This is a genomic window from Pseudomonas sp. FP1742 (assembly GCF_030687145.1).
Classification (GTDB): Bacteria; Pseudomonadota; Gammaproteobacteria; order Pseudomonadales; family Pseudomonadaceae; genus Aquipseudomonas; species Aquipseudomonas frederiksbergensis_D.
Genome location: NZ_CP117460.1, coordinates 4332546 through 4350354 on the forward strand (window position 1 = coordinate 4332546; position 17809 = coordinate 4350354).

The window sequence follows — 17809 nt, forward strand, 5'->3', positions numbered from 1 at the left end:
GGGGGTTCCCTGGTTTTTGTTATGCGCACACTGTATTCAATACTCAGGACAAATGTCCATAGAGTTGTATACAACCAACCAGTCAGATTATGGACACTTGTCCACGCCGCCCTTTGGCCATAGCGCCTCCAGCCCCAAACGTCTTGAAATACATCCCTGCGCCCCTATCCCTCCTCACCGCTAATCTTTTGCTTTCCAAGCGACCGCCGGCACGGACGCCTCCTCGCTTATACATATAAAGTATGCATAATAAAGTCATTCGAGATTCAGTATCACAGGGCAAAGAACGCGGCCAACAAACTAAAACATCAAGGCATCAGCCTCGCAGAGACAGAACCGGTGTTTTATGACGAACGAGCCCTGACTTTTCAGGACGACCATCATGATGAGCAGCGGCGGATCATCATGGGGCTGGATGCCAAAGGTCGCTTGCTGGTCGTTGCGTACACCTATCGCGACCCGAATTTCGTGCGAATCATTTCCGCACGCGTCGCCACCAAAGGCGAGCGTCGCCACTATTTGGAGGCTTGAACGATGAAAGACGAATACGACTTCAGCAACGCCAAGCGTGGAGCAATTGCCACAAGCAAAGGCAAGACCCGAATCACCATCATGCTCGACGATGTCGTCATAGAGGCTGCACGCGCTCTGGCAGAAAACGAGGGATATGGCTACCAGACTGTGATCAACAATACTTTGCGCCAAGCGTTGCTCAGCGATAAAGACAAAGTGGCGAAGCCCGATCAGAACACCGCTGGAGCAAACGTCGGGCATTTCAAAAAAGGCATAACTGCCTCGGAGCTGAAAAGCCTGGAGAAAAAATTGTCGGAGGCCCTCAGCGAAATCCATCGCGTGATGGAGCTTGAAGTTCGTTCCTAGGTACAAACCGCTTGAATCGGCCCGCTGAAAAAGGGGCGAATTGATCAAATCCGCCCCTTCGCGTGATGCTCAGTTTGCCTTCGGCACCGACTCGATCAACCGTTCAAACACCGGTTTCAACGCCTCCTTCGCCGGCACCCGAATTGCGAATTCACTTTCCAGTAAGCCGATCAACTCATCCACATCCGCCACCTGCCGCCGCTCGCTCTCGCTGCCCATGCGGTGAATGGCAAAACTGCCGTTGTTCAACGTGCGTCGCCATCCCTCCCCCGTCCGCGCCACCATCAATTGTTTGACGAAGGGCGATTCGGGATGGGTCGAGACATACCAGTTGCCGAGGGTGTAATCGATGTCTTCCTGACGTTGCAGGTCGAAGATGTACATCGCCCGCCATTCACCGCCAACATTGGCACGCAGGGTGTAGCCGTCCGCATGCTGTTCGATGCGGTAGGGTTCATGAGGGGTGAGTTGTTCGGCATCGGTGTCGAGGATCAGCGGTGCCGTGGGCACCATGCCGCCGAAGCCGACATCGGTGATGTAGCGCACGCTGGCGAGGGTCACCAGGCTCAAGCGGTGAGTGCGAGCGGTCCACGCGCCTTCGGGCTGGTTCATGACCACGCGGCCAGTGATGCCACGTGCGTCGAAGCCCAGTGTCTGCAGCAAAGCCAGGAACAGGTTGTTGAGTTCGTAGCAGTAACCGCCACGGCCGTCGTGCAGGACTTTCTGCTCGATGGACGGCAGGTCGATGAGTACCGGTTGCCCCAACAATGTGGTGAGGTTTTCGAACGGGAACGCACCGGTGTGGCGCAGTTGCAGTTGACGCAGGGTGTCCAGGGTCGGCGCCGGGGGCGCGTCGAAGCCCAGGCGTTGCAGGTACAGCGCAAGATTCGTCAGTCGTGGTTCGCTCATCGCTCAATCCTTATGCATGGAGCCCGCGGATCGCTCCGCCGATGGCCGCCATGTATAAGGGAAAAAGCGCCCGGTCCGATAATTGATTTCGCCAATCGCCGCACGCGCCAAAACTATCGCCGTTTGCGCGAACCCAATCGAATCCACGTCGGCGCATGATCGCTGGCATGAGGTTCGTTGCGAACCCAGGCATCGACGCCGGCCTCTTGCAGGTAAGGACTCGCGACCTGGTTGAGCAGCAGATGATCGATGCGCAGTCCCGAGTTTTTCTGCCAGTGCTGCCGGAAGTAGTCCCAGAAGGTGTAGATCCGCTCCTCTGGATACAGATGACGCAGGGAATCGGTCCAGCCCTGATCCAGCAGACGCTGATAACACGCACGACTCTCGGGTTGCAGCAGCGCGTCCTTGAGCCAGGAGCGCGGGTTGTAGATGTCCATATCGGTGGGCACCACGTTGTAGTCGCCGGCCAGTACCACCGGATGGTCGCTGCTTTGAAGGTCCTTGGCGTACGAGATCAGACGTTCAAACCACGCCAGCTTGTAATCGAACTTGGGCCCCGGCTGCGGGTTGCCGTTGGGCAGGTACAGACAGCCCACCAGCACCCCGTGCACAGCTGCTTCGATGTAGCGGCTATGGGTATCGCTGTCATCGCCCGGCAAACCGCGCCGACTCTCCAGCGGTTGCGCATCGCGAGCCAGAATTGCCACCCCGTTCCACGACACCTGGCCCTGCCAGATCGCGCCATAACCAGCCGCCTCCAGCTCGGCGGCGGGAAACGCGCCATCCACCGATTTGAGTTCCTGCAGGCAGGCGATGTCTGGCTGCTCCCGCGCCAGCCACGCCAGTAGATTGGGCAGGCGCGCACGCATGCCGTTGACGTTGAAGGTGGCGATTTTCAGGTTGTTCATGGTCCGACGCTCGCAACGGATGGGCGGTATCCAATTGTGACCGGGGGCCGCCCCGGCAGTTGCCGCGGCGGATGTAACAGGCGACTAAAGGTGCGCGCCCTGCTGCGCAAAGTCTTCCTGCGAGGCGTTGAGCAACGGCAACAGCGCCGACCTGTCCACCGGACGACTGAGGTAAAACCCCTGCACTTCATGGCACTGATCCGAGATCAGGAAGTCCAGTTGCTCCAGCGTCTCGACACCTTCGGCAGTCACCGTCAGGCCCATGGCCTTGCCCAGGTTGATGATCGCCTGTACCACGGCGCGATCATTGCTGCCGCTGCTCATGGACGAAATAAAGCGTTTGTCGATCTTGATCCCGTCGAACGGATACGTGCGCAAGTAACCCAGCGAGGAATAACCGGTGCCGAAGTCGTCCATGTTCAGGCGCACGCCCAACTCCTTGAGTGCATTCATGGTCGCCAGGGCGCCATCGACGTCGTTGAGCATCACGTTTTCAGTGATCTCCAGCTCCAGCCGACTGGCGGGCAAGCGGGTCTGGATCAACGCTTCGCGCACGTCCTCGATCACATCGCTACGGGCGAATTGCACCGGCGACAGGTTGACCGACACCATCATCGCGCCGGGCCAGGTCAGGGCCGTCTCGCACGCCTCGCGCAACACCCAGCGGCCCAATGGCACGATCAGATCGGTTTGCTCGGCCAGCGGGATAAACGCATCGGGGCTCAACAAGCCTTGCACTGGATGCTGCCAGCGCAGCAGCGCTTCGACCGAGACGATGCGCTTGCCATCGACGTGATAACGCGGCTGGTAATGCATCACGAATTCGTTGTTCTTGATCGCCCGACGCAGGTCGGTTTCCAGTTGCCGGCGATGCTGGATCTGATCGTTCATGTGCGCGGCAAAATAGCACCAGGTCTTCTTGCCATCGGATTTGGCCTGATACAACGCGATATCGGCACACCGAATCAGCTCCTGTGGAATATGCCCCTGGCGCCGACTCAAGGCGATACCGATGCTCGCACCGATGTGCAGCGAGTGATGGTCGTAGTGAATCGGCCGATGCAGGCTGTCGAGCAAATGTTCGCAAAACCGGTCGATTTCCGCGTGGCTGTCCATGCCATGGAGCACCAGCACGAACTCGTCGCCACCCAGTCGGGCGACCAGATCGATGTCTCGCGTGCACTCGCGCAATCGGGTGGCGACTTCCAGCAATACCGCATCGCCGGCCGGGTGTCCGAGGGAATCGTTGATCGGCTTGAAATTATCCAGGTCGATCATCAACAGCGTCAGCGCCGTTGACTGTTCTTTGAGTGCCAGCGCCTCTTCGAGGTAGCGCGCCAGTTTGTTGCGGTTCGGCAGGCCGGTCAGGGCGTCGTGCAACGACAGGTGCTGGATTTGCGCATGGGCGGCGACTTCATCGGTGATGTCGCTGGCCGTCCCGCGATAGCCCAGCACCGCGCCCTTGCGCTGGATCGGCCGTGCCGACACCCGACAAACCCGCTGTTGCCCCGACTGATCGCGGTAGGCGCAACGCAAGTGGCTGATGGCTTGCTCTTCATCGAGTTTGTTCAGCCACAGTGACAACGGCGTTGTATCGCAAAGGAGCAATTGCCCGATGTTCTGCCCCAGCCATTGCTGATCGGAGAACCCGGTGACGGTGCTGAAGCGCCCCGACAGATAAGTAATGCAATGCTGCTCGTCGATTTCCCAGATCCAGTCGGACGCCGCTTCGGCCACCGCACGGAAACGCTCTTCACTGGCCTCCAGCGCCTGGTTCGACAAATCGAGACTGGTGTAACTGGCATCCACATGACCGGACGTGCGCAGCACATAGCGAAAGAAATAAGCGGTCAACAACACAAGCACCAGCAGCGCCCCACCCAGTGGCGGCAACAGCGACCAAAGCAATTGATGACCCGGTTGCTCGAGCCGGGAAACCAGGCTGTAACCGGTGCCGGCGAGGGCAACGGCAGGTTGCGCGGGAGTAATGGCGTCGTCGGGCGTCAGCCTCAGATCATGCAAACCGTAATCGGCGCTCAGCACACTGAGTTTTTCAGCGTCCAACTGGTCGATGTATATCAGCACTGAAGTGCTCTTGGGATCGACCGCCGGACGCTCGTCGTTGGGTACGATCGCGGCAGCCGTCAACAGCGCCGGCTTGCCCTCGAACAAGGTGTAGTGGCTGACAGGCTTGATGAGGCTCTCCTGACTTTGAACCTCCTCGATAAGCGTCGCCATCGATGTCGACAGATAAGCCGTTGCCTCGTCCTGCACCTGAAGCCCACGCACCACAGCGTACTTGGTTCGCTGAGGATCGATCACGAAAAACCCATCGTAGTGATCCATGGTGAACAGGGTTTTACCCATGTTCTGCTCGACGTAGGCCCACTGCACATCGACCTCGCCGTTCAGGTGATCATAGGCCGACGTCCAGTTGGCATAACTGGCGATGTAGTTTTTCGTGGCGGTGATGCGGTTTTCCAGCGCGCGCTGGGTATAGAAGGTGGTCTTGGCCAGGTCCTTGGCATCGAGCCGTCCGGCAATACTGAACAGAGCAAACAGTGCGATCAGTACCCCGACCACAAACAACAGACCGACGATGAAAATCAGGTTGCGGGTAATCGGGGTATGGCGCGCAGGTGCAGCGGTGGTAACGGCAGATAAATCCATGCACTTGATCCTGTCAATCGATTACCCGGTCGGGATGAGACCGGCGGGCCCGGTCGGTCAGGTGTGACAGCCAGACTCTCTCACTGACCATAGCAGTCATGCTCGATCAACGCCCCCCTGGATAACACAAGTCATTGTGCTACTTGAAGAACCGGTCACAGGAACCCTTGCCGATCGATGGCCGCAAGCGTCATCGATCCGAACGCATCAGCGCCTCGACGCCCCCTTCCATCGACAACACCGCCGAGCGGTTGCGCCCTGAGTGCTTGGCCTGGTACAGCGCCGCATCCGCACGCTTGATCAACATTTCGGTGCTGTCGTGCGCCGTCGGCACAAACGAATAACAGCCAAGACTGACCGTCAGATAGCCCGTGGGCGAACCGCTGTGGGTGATGTTTTTGTCCATGACGCTGCGGCGGATTTGCTCGGCGATCGTCAGTGCTCCATGAATGTCGGTGTCCGGCAGTAACACGGCGAACTCTTCACCGCCGTAGCGCACCGCCAGATCGGCCTGGCGGTGACAGCAACTCTTGACTGCCCGCGCCACTTCGGCCAGGCAATGGTCCCCGGCCACATGACCGTACGTGTCGTTGTAGCGCTTGAAGTAATCGATATCGAGCATGATCAGGCTCAGCGGGCTCGACCGCCGGGCACCGCGCCCGAACTCTGTCTCCAGCGCCCGTTCGAACAAGCGGCGGTTGGCCAATCCGGTCAGGCTGTCGTGGGTCGCGATCAACTCCAGGGTTTTCTGCGCCTTGCGCAAATCCGCCTCGACGCGCTCGCCCGCGCGCACCTGATAAATGAACACCCAACCAAACAAGCCAACGCCCAGGACAACTAGGGCGACGATCACACCGGATTGAATCGCCGTGTCGTACCAGCCCTTGAGGATGGCGTCCCTGGAGGACGCCGCCGCGACCACCACCGGATAGGCATCGAGCTGACGGTAGCCATACAACCGAGCGATGCCATCGACCATTGAGTCGATCATGGCGTTGCCCGATATGGCGTTGGGCAAGAGTCTCCGAAAAATCTCGCCCTGCGCCAGCGACGTGCCGATCTGCGACTCCACAAACGGCCGTCGCGCCAGCAGTGTTCCATCGGTCAATGCCAAAAACATCGCACCGTTGTCGTCGAGGCTGAAGCTTTTGAAGAACTGATCGAAGTACGACATCTTGATCCCGGCCAGCAGCACACCCTGGAAATGACCGTTCTGATCGTTTACCCGCCTGGAAACCGGAATGATCCACTCGCCATTTTCCCGACTGCGAATGGCCGGGCCGATGTGCGCCAGGGTTGAGATGTTTTGCTGGTGAAACCTGAAATACTCGCGGTCCGCCACACCTGCCCCGCGGGGTAGATCCTCGAACGACGTCACGACCCATTGCCCCCGCTTGTCGAACAGAAATATCCCGTGCAACTGATGCAGCACCTGCACCCGCCGCGCGAAGGTTTTCTGCAAGCGTGGCGTCTGGGCAGCATCGAAACCTTCAGCCTGAATCCAGTCCACCAGACTGGTCAGCACCAGATCGGCCTTCATGAACGTGTCTTCAGCCTGCTGCGCCATGGCCCGGGTCAGGTTCGACGACGACACCTCGGCCAGCGCCAGGTCGTGCCGGCGCGACTGCTCCAGTTGCAGGTAAAGCAGCCCGCAGAGACAAAGGCATACCGCCGCAATAAACAGCACCGCAGCCTTGAGCAAAGGCAGCCGCTTCAAGGCACCACCGGGCGCGGGGTGCGGATCGGAAATGGGGATAGGCAAAGGTGAGTCCTGGAAGGGTAATTCATGGGCAACGGCCCAAAACCCTTATTTTTTGTGAGCTTAGTCTACGGGGTTGTGCGGAGTAAACGGAGGATTGGGGGATAAATGGTACATAAAGTGTGGAGCGAGCAGGCTCGCGCCCCAAGGTCTGCGGTGTTCAAGTCCTGACTGACAGGCATGAGCCCCGGATATCCCCCGCTTGAAACCAATCCCATGACGCATGGCAAAAACACATGACCTTGAAGGAGCTACGATTAACTGACATCACGACAGGAAATCGAAATGAGTAAAGCAGACGAACTCGCCGCGAAGCTGAAACAATCCCGGCCAACCCGTGCCGACGCGACCATCGCCGATCAGGCCATCGACAGCTGGCCAAGCCAGGTCTACGAGCTGTATCACCAGATCGAAGCCTGGCTGCAACCACTGATCGAGGTGGGTCTGAAGCTGCGACGCAACTCTACTCACGTGTTCGAGAGTGCCCCGGACGGGGCGACTTACGATTACGCCATCGACCAACTGCTGATCGAAGGCAACCACCACAGCATCACCTTCGATCCCGTCGCCCGCTTCACCGCTGACGGTGCCGGGCGAATCGAGATTCACTCGACGGGCAAGGAGCTGGCCCTGCTGCGAACCGTGAACGAACACGGCGAGACGCACTGGTGGCTGCAGGCGATCGAGCAATCCGGACAACAACCGGATGCGATCGCGCTGACGGAACACAACCTGTTGCTGGCGGTGCAAGAAGGCCTGGGGCTTTAAGCTCGACTGCGCCTACAGCGTGCTCTGCTCCGCCGCCACCGAGGGAGGCGCCGCTCGCCTCCCATCCAGCGCTGGTCGTTCCGAAGGCAGATTCAGCGCCCGCAATACCGGGGAATCGTACCCATACACATCGGGCTTGAATGTCACGCGCCCATCAAGACTCAGGTCCACCGTCCAGTAGGCCAACAGCACCGGCACTTTCACCGGGAGCCTGACGTTCTCTGTCTTGCCGTTGGCCAACTGCTTTTGAATCCCTTCGCTGTTCCAGTGAACCGGATCGTTGAACAACAGCTCCACCAATTGCAGCGGGTTTTCTACCCGAATACAGCCGGAGCTGGTCGCGCGATTGGATTTGGCGAACAACTCGCGATGCGGCGTGTCATGCAGATAAATCGAATACTCATTGGGAAAACGAATCACCACTTGCCCCAGGGAGTTATCCGAGCCCGCATCCTGACGCAGGGTAAGGCCGCGCGGGTTGTCCCAATCGACAGTCGACGGATCGAGTACATTGCCATCTCGATCGATCACGCGAATCCGGCTGGCCTCGAGGTAACCAGGATTGTCGCGAATCTTCGGCAGCATGTCCTTGAGCAGAATCGTCGGCGGCACGGTCCAGGTCGGGTTGAACGTGACATAGGTGATCGCGGATTGAAAAATCGGCGTGCTGCGAAACGGCTTGCCGACCTGCACCCGGGAGCGCCAGATCGGTTTGCCGTCGCGATAGAACGCGACTTTATAACCGGCGATATCAACCACCACGAAGGTGCCCTGAAGTTTGTACAGCAGCCACCGCGCCCGCTCCATGTTCACACGGACCTGGTCGATGCGCGCCTCGACCGATACATTCAGTGCCGCCAGTGTCGCCGGCCCCGCCACACCATCTGCCCCGAGGTATTGCTCAGTCTGATACTTCTTCACCGCCGCAATGACGGCGTCATCGTAATCAGTACGCCCGGTCATCTGCGGGGCCAGATAACCACCCGCCACCAAACGGGCTCGCAACTGCGCGACCGAGGCATCGTCCATGCCGGGCCTGAGCGTTTGCCCTTCCGGAATCTTTGGCCAGCCGCCCCGGTCGCGAATCTTGCGCAGTTGCGCCAGGCCTTGGCGCAATGTGCCGTAAACCGCTTCTTGTGGCGGTGCCTGGGCGAAAGCGCGCGCGATCTCATGGCTGTCGAGGGCGGCGAAGAAGCTGTTGACGTCCTCCCGAGGATCGACGCCGACCGGGTCGAAGTTCCAGTGGATGTCCAGCCGCGACGGGTCGACCTTGCCTCGGCGCAACTGCAGCAGCGCCGTGATGAACGTCTGGGTGGCCGAGATATCAAAGGCTGCCCGTTGCCCAGGGGTTGGGGTGGTCGTCTGCATCAATGCCCTGGCCTGGGCCAGCTCGGCTATGTGGAAATCCGCGGGGTCCAGGCCATCGGCCTGGGTGTCGCCCAGGCTTTTCAACAACTGGGCGACATCGTCATCGTCCGTCCAGGCGGCGCGATAGCCACGATGGCTATAGAAGTCCATCACCACGCGGTTCACATCGACCCGCTGATGGCCCGGCGACGTGAGCAGCGGCGGAAACGCCGAACTCAATGGCGCCAGCGCCGCCTGAATCGCTTGACCGACGTAATCACCAGGCGCCGCTTCAGCAACAGTGCTAACGGGAGATACCGGCTCAATCGGCGAAGTTTGCGCGATTGCCGTGCCGCTGATCAGAAAGCCCATAAAAAAGAGGCGGCTTATGACGAATAACCTTGTTAACTGCACCATGAATAATCCTTAATCTCCCGTTTTCAACCGGCTAGCGTCGTGGGCGCTGCTAGACTCGAAACAATCAGATGAGACTTGCATATGGCCCTGGATCGCTTCGGCTTTTTAATGACGGCCCTGTTGCTGACCGCTTTTACATTACCGGCAGCCTACGCCGATTCGCTTGAAGCCGCGCTGATCAAAGCGGCCCCCGATGCCAACGCCAAAGTGATTGCCTTGGCCGTACGCGCCTCCCAATGCAGCCGGGCCCAGGACACGACCCCGGTGCAGAGACTGGCCGTGATCGATTATTCCCTGCCCTCGACCGCGCAACGTCTTTGGGTATTCGACCTTAAACAACGCAAATTGTTGTTCCACGAACTGGTCGCCCATGGCCGCAACAGCGGCGAGAACATGGCCCGCCAGTTCTCCAATCAGAATGCCAGCTACGCCACCAGCCTTGGTTTGTACCGCACCCAATCCAGCTATGTCGGGCAGAACGGTTATTCCCTGCGCATGGAAGGTCTGGAGCCGGGCTTCAACGATAACGCTTTCGAGCGAGCGATCGTCATTCATGGTGCGCCTTACGTGAGCCCTGCCCTGGCGCGAGCGAATGGCCGTATCGGCAGAAGCCTGGGCTGCCCGGCGGTGAGGCCCGCGATTGCGCATCAGCTGATCGACTCGATGAAGGACGGCCAGCTGTTGTTTTCTTACTATCCGGATCAGCGTTGGTTGAAGTCTTCTTCCTATATCAATTGCGGTAACGCCACCGTGGCGGACTCGTCCAGGCTCAATAGCAGCCGTTGAATACAGCACGAAACTGTCAAAACTGTAATCTTGACCTCAGGCTGCTGAAAGGCACCACCCGTTAACCTCCTGCTCATTAAGCCCTCTTCCCTGCGCTCAGGATGGACCTGAGGGCTTCTTCACGCTGATGGACGGGATAAAACGGCATGCATTCCAACACCTCAAGACGCACCTTCGTGAAGGGCCTGGCTGCAGGCGGGGCCCTGGCTGGCCTTGGACTGTGGCGCACGCCAGTCTGGGCGGTCACCAGCCCCGGCGAACCGAATGTGCTGGCCGGTACCAACTTCGACCTGTTCATTGGCGAATCCCCGGTCAACATCACCGGCAACCCTCGAACCGCGATGACCATCAACGGCGGCATTCCCGGCCCCCTGCTGCGCTGGCGTGAAGGCGACACCGTCACGCTGCGGGTGAAGAACAAACTCAAGGACAGCACCTCCATTCACTGGCACGGCATTTTGCTGCCGGCCAACATGGACGGCGTGCCGGGCCTGAGCTTTCACGGCATCGAACCGGACGGCATGTACGTCTACCAGTTCAAGGTCCGGCAGAACGGCACTTACTGGTACCACAGCCATTCGGGCTTTCAGGAACAGTCCGGGGTTTATGGGCCGTTGGTGATCGATGCCAAGGACCCGGAGCCTTTCCAGTACGACCGCGACTACGTGGTGATGCTCACCGACTGGACCGACGAAGACGCCGTCGGCCTGATGAAAAAACTCAAGAAACAATCGGACTACTACAACTACAACAAACGCACCGTGGGCGATTTCATCCACGACGTCAGCGAGAAAGGCTGGGGCTCGACAGTCGCCGATCGCAAGATGTGGGCCGAGATGAAGATGAACCCCACCGATCTGGCCGACGTCAGCGGCGCCACTTACACCTACTTGATGAACGGCCAGGCGCCGAACATGAACTGGACCGGTGTCTTCCGTCCCGGCGAAAAGCTGCGCCTGCGTTTCATCAACGGTTCGTCCATGACCTACTTCGACGTGCGTATCCCGGGCTTGAAAATGACCGTAGTCGCGGCCGATGGCCAACACGTCAAACCGGTGAGCGTCGACGAGTTCCGCATCGCGGTGGCGGAGACATTCGATGTGATTGTCGAGCCGACCCAGGACGCCTACACCCTGTTCGCCCAGTCGATGGATCGAACGGGTTATGCCCGCGGCACCCTTGCGGTGAAGGCCGGGTTGTCGGCGCCGGTGCCACCGCTCGATCCGCGACCGCTGCTGACCATGGATGACATGGGCATGGGCGGCATGGATCACGGCAGCATGGGCGGCGACATGGCGGGCATGGATCATGGTGCCATGCAGGGCATGGACGGCGGTGACATGCAAGGTATGGACGGCGGTGACATGCAGGGCATGGACGGCGGCAACATGCAGGGCACGAACAGCATGGCCGGCATGGATCACAGCAGCATGGCCATGGGTGGCATGGCCGGAATGCAATCCCATCCCGACACGGAAAAAGACAATCCCCTGGTGGACATGCAAGCCATGAGCACCACGCCAAAACTCGACGACCCGGGCATCGGCCTGCGCAAAAACGGCCGTCGCGTGCTGACCTACTCCGACCTGCGCAGCACCTTCGAAGACCCGGACGGCCGCGAGCCCGGCCGCACCATCGAGCTGCACCTGACCGGCCACATGGAAAAGTTCGCCTGGTCGTTCAATGGCGTGAAGTTCTCCGACGCCGAACCCGTGCGGCTCAAGTACGGCGAGCGGGTTCGGGTGGTGTTGGTGAACGACACGATGATGACCCACCCCATTCATTTGCACGGTATGTGGAGTGACCTCGAAGACGAGAACGGCCAGTTCATGGTGCGCAAACACACCATCGATATGCCGCCGGGATCAAAGCGCAGCTATCGGGTCACCGCCGACGCGCTCGGCCGCTGGGCCTACCACTGCCATCTCCTGTACCACATGGAAATGGGCATGTTCCGTGAAGTTCGCGTGGAAGAATGAGGCGCTACCCATGACCAGACTGAATCGCTCTACCCGCCTCGCCTTGGCACTCACCGGCTTCACGGTCTCTTCGGCCATGGCCGCCACCGACGACATGCAGGGCATGGACCATAGCCAGATGCCGGGCATGGATCACAGCCAGATGCAGAGCGAGGATTACGGGCAAATGCAGCCTGCGGCGCCAACCCAAAGCCGCACACCGATCCCGGCATTGACCGACGCCGACCGCGCCGCCGTTTTTGTCAGCCCCGCCGGCCATGACATGCACGACAGTGCGCTCAACTATTACTTGCTCGCCGACAAACTCGAATGGCAGGACGCCGACAACGGCAGCGCGTTGGCCTGGGATCTGTCCGGCTGGATCGGCGGTGACATCGATCGCCTGTGGCTGCGCTCCGAAGGCGAACGCGTCAATGGCAAAACCGAAGACGCCGAAGTCCAGGCCCTCTGGGGTCACGCGATCAGCCCATGGTGGGATGTGGTGACCGGCGTGCGCCAGGATTTCAAACCCGGCGCCCCGCAAACCTGGGCCGCGTTCGGCGTACAGGGCATGGCGCTGTACAACTTCGAAACCGAGGCCACCGCCTTCATCGGCGAAGGTGGCCAGACCGCTGCACGGCTGGAAGGCGACTACGACATCCTGCTCACCAACCGGCTGATTCTGCAGCCGACCGCTGAGCTCAACGTCTACGGCAAAAACGACCCGCAACGGGGCATCGGCTCCGGGTTGTCCAACACCGAAGCCGGGCTGCGCCTGCGCTATGAAATCCGCCGGGAATTCGCGCCCTACATCGGCGTGACCTGGAACCGCACCTACGGCAAAACCGCCGATTACGCCAGGGACGAAGGCGAGGACCGCAGCGAAGCCCGACTGGTCGTCGGCGTTCGAATGTGGTTCTAAACGCTTCAACTCAAAAACCTAAAAAACAACCGCTTAAAGCGGTAAGAGGCCTTGCATGCGCACCATCAAAATCACCGCTGTCGCCATCGCACTTTCCACCGGGCTGCTCATGAGCGCACTGGCTCAAGCCCACCCGAAACTGCTCTCCTCCACCCCGACCGAAGGCGCGGACGGCGCAGCACCGAGCAACATCGAACTGCACTTCTCCGAAAACCTCATGACCCAATTCTCCGGCGCAAAACTGGTCATGACCGAAATGCCCGGCATGGCCCATTCCCCCATGCCGATGAAAGCCAAGGTCTCCGGCGGCAGCGACCCGAAAACCATGGTCATCACCCCACTCTCGCCACTGCCCACCGGCAGCTACAAAGTCGAATGGCGCGCCGTGTCTTCGGACACCCACCCAATCACCGGTAATGTTACGTTCAAAGTGAAGTGATTGATGAGCGACTCGGTCGGCATTGCCCTGCGGTTTACGTTGTATGTGGATTTGATGCTGTTGTTTGGCATGGCGCTTTTTGGGCTGTATAGCCTTAAAGGGCAGGAACGAGTGTCGGGGGCGGTGCTGCCGTTTCGGTCGACGCTGGCGGGAACGGCCGTGTTGGGCGCGATGTTGTCCGTCGCCAGCATGGTGACGATGGCGAGTGCCATGAGCGGTGAATCGGACTTTGCCGAACTGCGCCCGCACATCGAAATGATGCTGTTCGAGACGGACGTCGGGTTGGCTTGGGGCGTTCGCATTGTTGCACTGGCCGTCGCGGGTTTAGTGGTGATGCTCCGTGCGCCTGGCTTGAGTTTATGGGTCGCGGCTGTTGCCGGTGGTGTTGCCCTCGCCAGCCTGGCCTGGAGCGGGCATGGGGCGATGGATGAAGGCAATCGTCGCTTTTGGCATTTCGCGGTGGATATAGCGCACCTGTTGGCGGCGGGGGCCTGGCTTGGCGCGTTGCTGGCGTTTGCGTTGATGGCCAAGATCAACGCCCTGCAAACCGAAGCTCGCATCAGGTTGCTGGCCCGCGCGGTTAACCGGTTTGAAGCGATTGGCGCGGCTATCGTCTTGGTCATCACAGTGACGGGAGTCGTGAATTATCTGTTCATCGTTGGGCCGAAGCTGGACGAGGTGTTTCTCAGCACTTACGGGATTCTGCTGTTCATCAAAGTGATGCTGTTTGCCGGCATGCTGGTGCTCGCCGCGTTGAACCGGTTTCACCTTGGGCCGTTTCTGGAGCGGTCGTTGCGGGATGGGCAATACACGGTCGCCGCCAATGCGTTGCGGCGCAGCGTGGTGGTGGAATTGGCGGCGGCAGTGGTGATTGTGGGGTTGGTGGCTTGGCTCGGAACGCTGAGCCCGGAAATGGATGCCCAGTAAGGAAATGAAAGCATCCGATGACCGGCCAGAGCAGTCAGTGGACAGGGTGAGGGTCCTTTACTAGCGTCTAACCACACTAGATTTCAAGCCAGAGGGTTCAACACCCAAGCGCCAAGGTGAAAAAAGCGGCGCAATTATCGAAAGGAGTTCGAAAATGGCTGAAGTAATGAAAGTGGTGGATGTCGACTTAAAAATACTTAAATCAAACCCACCGCAGCTACACATATCGGCAATTGGCCTGGTGCATTCTGGTGGATGGACAAACGCGAGACTGGAGCCGCGGGTTTACATTCAATTCCCACCAGACGGCATTCAGGACTTCGATTTTGTTGCTGATCCGCCCCAAGGAGCCGCTATTCAGGTCATCCTTCCCATCGACGCATCAAAACTTTGGAAAGACCCGCCACTCGATAAACTCAAGGGAGTAAGAGTGCACTCTGCTAGCAACTCGATTGAAGCGCATCTTAAGAGTTCGAAGTCCGTGGCTTGTGGATAAACAACTCATGTAGAGGGATACGTGTCGGGCCTTGCCTGACACGTATCAGCCATTGGAATGTCACCCTGGCAGCACAACAAACCTCTGTGGGCGTCGTTTGATATGGATCAACAACGCCCTGCGACCGTGGCGTAAGTTCAAGATCACTCCCTCTAACGGGAACACAACATACCCTGGTCCGCAGCCATCCGGCGCTGCCGCCCCGCGTTATCACTGTGGAGATCGCCATGCACATCTACGTCAAGTCCCTCCTGGCCGCACTGGTCATGAGCAGCCCATTGCTGACGCTGGCTGCCGAATACCCCGAAACGGCACCCGCCGCCCCCACCGATAACGCAACCCAAGCCACGCCCATGCAAGACAAGGCCATGAGCGAACAGATGAAGAAAATGCAGGCGGCCCACGACAAAATGATCGCCGCCAAAACCCCGGCCGAACGCCGGGCGGCGATGCAGGAAGCCATGACTACGATGAGAACAAGCCTCGGCATGCTGCACGACAATTGCAGAGGTATGGGGATGGGCATGGGCATGTCCGGTGGCAAGGGCAGCTCGGATACAGCGATGATGGACATGATGATGAAAATGATGGATCAGCAATCCAGGATGATGAAGATGCCGATGGGCCAATAAGCATCGCGCCATAGCCCCCGTCGCAGACGGTTGGCATTGGCCGGCATGGCCGGACGACACCCCGCAACATTTTCGTCAGAACGGAGCGCGTCACATGAACCACTCAAACCCCTCGACACCTCCAGCCACCTCGTTCTGGCGCAGCAAACCCGGCATCGCGCTGGGTATGCTGCTGGTGATCGGACTGTTCTACCTGGCCCGCGAGCATTACGGCCATATCTACCCCCTTCTGCCCTACCTGATTCTATTACTGTGCCCGCTGATGCACCTGTTCGGGCATCACCACGGCAGACACTGACCCATGCAGCGCCATCTCGATCATCAAGCTCATTGAACCAGGGCCGGGGAGCATCGCATTCAGCGTGGATGACAGCCAAGAAGCGGTTTCACTACACTGATCCATCCTTGCCCCCACTCCATCACAAAAGCCCGATAACCATGAAAACCATAAAAAGCACATTGCTGCTCAGTGGCCTGCTGGCGCTATCCTGCGGCGCTCAGGCAGAGCAAAGCCCTTCGCACCTGGACACCGTCCTGCAACAAGGCCAACTGCGCGTTTGCACCACAGGCGACTACAAACCCTATACCTTCAAAGGTGAAGACGGCGAATACTCGGGCATCGACATCGCCATGGCCCGCACGCTGGCCGACAGCCTGGGCGCGAAGGTCGAGTGGGTCCAGACCACCTGGAAAACCCTGATGCCCGACATGCTCGCGGGTAAATGCGACATCGGTGTCGGCGGCATCTCCGTCACCCTGGAACGCCAGAAAAAAGCCTTCTTCAGCACCACCCTGGACGTCGACGGCAAAATCCCGCTGGTGCGCTGCGAAGATCAGGCGAAATACCAGACCCTCGAACAAATCAACCAGCCTTCGGTTCGCCTGGTCGAACCGGCCGGCGGCACCAACGAAGCCTTCGTCCACGCCTTCCTGCCCAAGGCGCAATTGCAACTGCACGACAACGTGACCATCTTCCAGCAGCTGCTGGACAAGAAGGCTGACGTGATGATCACCGATGCGTCGGAAGCGCTGTATCAGCAGAAACTCAAACCGGGTTTGTGCGCGGTTAACCCGACGCAATACATGCAGTATGGGGAAAAGGCTTATCTGCTGCCACGGGATGACATCAGCTGGAAGTTGTATGTCGATCAGTGGCTGCACCTGGCCAAGGTGACGGGGAACTACCAGAAAATCCTCGGTCAGTGGATAGCGGTGCCAGAGGCTAAATAGCCTACAGCCACCCATTCCCTGTAGCAGCTGGCGCAGCCTGCGTCCGGCTGCGCAGCAGTCGCAAAATCAGAGCACACGGTTCATCAGGCAAATCACGCAACGGCGGAAACACCCAAGCCGTTGCGTCATTCCTTAGTCGTGCAGCAAGCCCGAGCTGTACTCATTAAAGCTGTTGCCGATCGCGCTCCCACCAAAACTCACCTTGTTGGGGTTATGGCCGTCGAACTGTTGGCAGCCTTCTGAAAAGCAGGAACTGGTGCTCACACCCGAACAGGCGCTCAAGAGCAAAGCACCGGTGATCAGCATGGCTTTGAAGAGGTTCGAGATCATTTTGTTGTTTCCTGTGGGCTGGAGGTGTGGCTACACCGAGCTTAGGTGGTCATCCTATGCTGCGAGCCCGCCCAACTTGATGAAACATTGCTGGGCGACAGCGTTGGTTCAGCATCCTTGTTTTCTCCAAAGCGCCCCACCCGTTTAGATGAGTGTTTAAAGACACTCACAGTTACTTCACCGAACCTACAACGCCTTGCGTCGTTGCCTACGACTGCGCCAGAATCCGCCGGCTGTGCGCCTGGCGCTCTCCCCGGTAACTTGACTCCTGTCACTGTTCATCAGTGATCGGGTCTGCAAGCCCGCCGGAATACCAGTCGCATAGCCCTGCCGTAGGACGCTCGTTTGTGTCCCCTCAATGGCGGCTTTGTGCGGGAGACCTTCGGGTCTGCCGGGTTCCTGGTTTCCCGGTCTTGCAGACCCGCGCATAGC

At 59.2% G+C, this 17809-nt stretch carries 18 protein-coding genes; 12 read left to right on the forward strand and 6 right to left on the reverse strand.

The annotated features are described in order from the left end of the window. Positions 1 to 249: 249 nt before the first annotated feature. Complete coding sequence (locus PSH64_RS19345) at positions 250 to 531, forward strand: BrnT family toxin (RefSeq protein WP_305481188.1); 282 nt, start codon at positions 250 to 252, stop codon at positions 529 to 531. A gap of 3 nt (positions 532 to 534) precedes the next feature. Next, complete coding sequence (locus tag PSH64_RS19350; RefSeq protein WP_305478243.1) at positions 535 to 879, forward strand: BrnA antitoxin family protein; 345 nt, start codon at positions 535 to 537, stop codon at positions 877 to 879. A gap of 69 nt (positions 880 to 948) precedes the next feature. Here the strand turns inward: PSH64_RS19350 and PSH64_RS19355 are convergent, their stop codons facing one another. The 4 genes from PSH64_RS19355 to PSH64_RS19370 all read right to left on the reverse strand — a co-directional run bounded on the left by PSH64_RS19355 (position 949) and on the right by PSH64_RS19370 (position 7128). Continuing rightward, a complete protein-coding gene (locus PSH64_RS19355; RefSeq protein ID WP_305478245.1) occupies positions 949 to 1788 on the reverse strand; it encodes an arylamine N-acetyltransferase in 840 nt (279 codons plus the stop codon). A gap of 113 nt (positions 1789 to 1901) precedes the next feature. Further along, positions 1902 to 2696: an exodeoxyribonuclease III gene (gene xth, locus PSH64_RS19360; RefSeq protein ID WP_305478247.1), complete on the reverse strand. Its 795-nt coding sequence runs from the start codon at positions 2694 to 2696 to the stop codon at positions 1902 to 1904. Between the two features lie 84 nt (positions 2697 to 2780). Then, positions 2781 to 5366, reverse strand: a complete 2586-nt coding sequence (locus tag PSH64_RS19365) for an EAL domain-containing protein (protein ID WP_305478248.1) — start codon at positions 5364 to 5366, stop codon at positions 2781 to 2783. Between the two features lie 190 nt (positions 5367 to 5556). Next, positions 5557 to 7128, reverse strand: a complete 1572-nt coding sequence (locus PSH64_RS19370; protein ID WP_305478250.1) for a GGDEF domain-containing protein — start codon at positions 7126 to 7128, stop codon at positions 5557 to 5559. Between the two features lie 282 nt (positions 7129 to 7410). Here PSH64_RS19370 and PSH64_RS19375 point away from each other — a divergent pair, with 282 nt between their 5' ends. Next, the gene (locus tag PSH64_RS19375) at positions 7411 to 7893 is read left to right on the forward strand and encodes a hypothetical protein (RefSeq protein WP_305478251.1); all 483 of its coding nucleotides are present in this window, start codon (positions 7411 to 7413) and stop codon (positions 7891 to 7893) included. 12 nt (positions 7894 to 7905) lie between these two features. Here the strand turns inward: PSH64_RS19375 and PSH64_RS19380 are convergent, their stop codons facing one another. Then, positions 7906 to 9657: a murein L,D-transpeptidase gene (locus tag PSH64_RS19380; RefSeq protein WP_305478252.1), complete on the reverse strand. Its 1752-nt coding sequence runs from the start codon at positions 9655 to 9657 to the stop codon at positions 7906 to 7908. Between the two features lie 81 nt (positions 9658 to 9738). Between PSH64_RS19380 and PSH64_RS19385 the strand changes: the two genes are divergently transcribed. The 9 genes from PSH64_RS19385 to PSH64_RS19425 all read left to right on the forward strand — a co-directional run bounded on the left by PSH64_RS19385 (position 9739) and on the right by PSH64_RS19425 (position 17047). Further along, complete coding sequence (locus PSH64_RS19385; protein ID WP_305478254.1) at positions 9739 to 10443, forward strand: murein L,D-transpeptidase catalytic domain family protein; 705 nt, start codon at positions 9739 to 9741, stop codon at positions 10441 to 10443. Between the two features lie 146 nt (positions 10444 to 10589). Next, positions 10590 to 12422: a copper resistance system multicopper oxidase gene (locus PSH64_RS19390; protein ID WP_305478256.1), complete on the forward strand. Its 1833-nt coding sequence runs from the start codon at positions 10590 to 10592 to the stop codon at positions 12420 to 12422. Positions 12423 to 12432: 10 nt separating this feature from the next. Beyond that, a complete protein-coding gene (locus tag PSH64_RS19395) occupies positions 12433 to 13323 on the forward strand; it encodes a copper resistance protein B (protein ID WP_305478258.1) in 891 nt (296 codons plus the stop codon). Between the two features lie 55 nt (positions 13324 to 13378). Next, entirely contained in the window at positions 13379 to 13762 is a 384-nt protein-coding gene (copC, locus tag PSH64_RS19400; RefSeq protein ID WP_007935236.1) for a copper homeostasis periplasmic binding protein CopC, read from the forward strand. Between the two features lie 3 nt (positions 13763 to 13765). Continuing rightward, positions 13766 to 14689, forward strand: a complete 924-nt coding sequence (copD, locus tag PSH64_RS19405; RefSeq protein ID WP_305478260.1) for a copper homeostasis membrane protein CopD — start codon at positions 13766 to 13768, stop codon at positions 14687 to 14689. A 154-nt stretch (positions 14690 to 14843) separates the two neighbouring features. Beyond that, positions 14844 to 15185: a hypothetical protein gene (locus PSH64_RS19410; RefSeq protein ID WP_305478262.1), complete on the forward strand. Its 342-nt coding sequence runs from the start codon at positions 14844 to 14846 to the stop codon at positions 15183 to 15185. A 227-nt stretch (positions 15186 to 15412) separates the two neighbouring features. Beyond that, the gene (locus PSH64_RS19415) at positions 15413 to 15817 is read left to right on the forward strand and encodes a hypothetical protein (protein WP_105346722.1); all 405 of its coding nucleotides are present in this window, start codon (positions 15413 to 15415) and stop codon (positions 15815 to 15817) included. Positions 15818 to 15911: 94 nt separating this feature from the next. Further along, on the forward strand, positions 15912 to 16115 hold the full coding sequence (locus PSH64_RS19420; RefSeq protein ID WP_018928127.1) for a DUF2933 domain-containing protein: 204 nt from the start codon (positions 15912 to 15914) through the stop codon (positions 16113 to 16115). Between the two features lie 140 nt (positions 16116 to 16255). After that, positions 16256 to 17047: a transporter substrate-binding domain-containing protein gene (locus PSH64_RS19425; RefSeq protein ID WP_305478263.1), complete on the forward strand. Its 792-nt coding sequence runs from the start codon at positions 16256 to 16258 to the stop codon at positions 17045 to 17047. 132 nt (positions 17048 to 17179) lie between these two features. Here the strand turns inward: PSH64_RS19425 and PSH64_RS19430 are convergent, their stop codons facing one another. After that, on the reverse strand, positions 17180 to 17377 hold the full coding sequence (locus tag PSH64_RS19430; protein WP_305478264.1) for a hypothetical protein: 198 nt from the start codon (positions 17375 to 17377) through the stop codon (positions 17180 to 17182). Positions 17378 to 17809: the final 432 nt, after the last annotated feature.

Bases quoted from the DNA above. Each gene is read 5' to 3' on its own strand.
- PSH64_RS19420 (WP_018928127.1), top strand. From the start codon at position 15,912: ATGAACCACTCAAACCCCTCGACACCTCCAGCCACCTCGTTCTGGCGC.
- PSH64_RS19430 (WP_305478264.1), bottom strand. From the start codon at position 17,377: ATGATCTCGAACCTCTTCAAAGCCATGCTGATCACCGGTGCTTTGCTC.
- PSH64_RS19415 (WP_105346722.1), top strand. From the start codon at position 15,413: ATGCACATCTACGTCAAGTCCCTCCTGGCCGCACTGGTCATGAGCAGC.
- PSH64_RS19350 (WP_305478243.1), top strand. From the start codon at position 535: ATGAAAGACGAATACGACTTCAGCAACGCCAAGCGTGGAGCAATTGCC.
- PSH64_RS19425 (WP_305478263.1), top strand. From the start codon at position 16,256: ATGAAAACCATAAAAAGCACATTGCTGCTCAGTGGCCTGCTGGCGCTA.
- PSH64_RS19385 (WP_305478254.1), top strand. From the start codon at position 9,739: ATGGCCCTGGATCGCTTCGGCTTTTTAATGACGGCCCTGTTGCTGACC.
- PSH64_RS19365 (WP_305478248.1), bottom strand. From the start codon at position 5,366: ATGGATTTATCTGCCGTTACCACCGCTGCACCTGCGCGCCATACCCCG.
- PSH64_RS19380 (WP_305478252.1), bottom strand. From the start codon at position 9,657: ATGGTGCAGTTAACAAGGTTATTCGTCATAAGCCGCCTCTTTTTTATG.
- PSH64_RS19410 (WP_305478262.1), top strand. From the start codon at position 14,844: ATGGCTGAAGTAATGAAAGTGGTGGATGTCGACTTAAAAATACTTAAA.
- PSH64_RS19355 (WP_305478245.1), bottom strand. From the start codon at position 1,788: ATGAGCGAACCACGACTGACGAATCTTGCGCTGTACCTGCAACGCCTG.
- copD (WP_305478260.1), top strand. From the start codon at position 13,766: ATGAGCGACTCGGTCGGCATTGCCCTGCGGTTTACGTTGTATGTGGAT.
- PSH64_RS19390 (WP_305478256.1), top strand. From the start codon at position 10,590: ATGCATTCCAACACCTCAAGACGCACCTTCGTGAAGGGCCTGGCTGCA.
- copC (WP_007935236.1), top strand. From the start codon at position 13,379: ATGCGCACCATCAAAATCACCGCTGTCGCCATCGCACTTTCCACCGGG.
- xth (WP_305478247.1), bottom strand. From the start codon at position 2,696: ATGAACAACCTGAAAATCGCCACCTTCAACGTCAACGGCATGCGTGCG.
- PSH64_RS19395 (WP_305478258.1), top strand. From the start codon at position 12,433: ATGACCAGACTGAATCGCTCTACCCGCCTCGCCTTGGCACTCACCGGC.
- PSH64_RS19375 (WP_305478251.1), top strand. From the start codon at position 7,411: ATGAGTAAAGCAGACGAACTCGCCGCGAAGCTGAAACAATCCCGGCCA.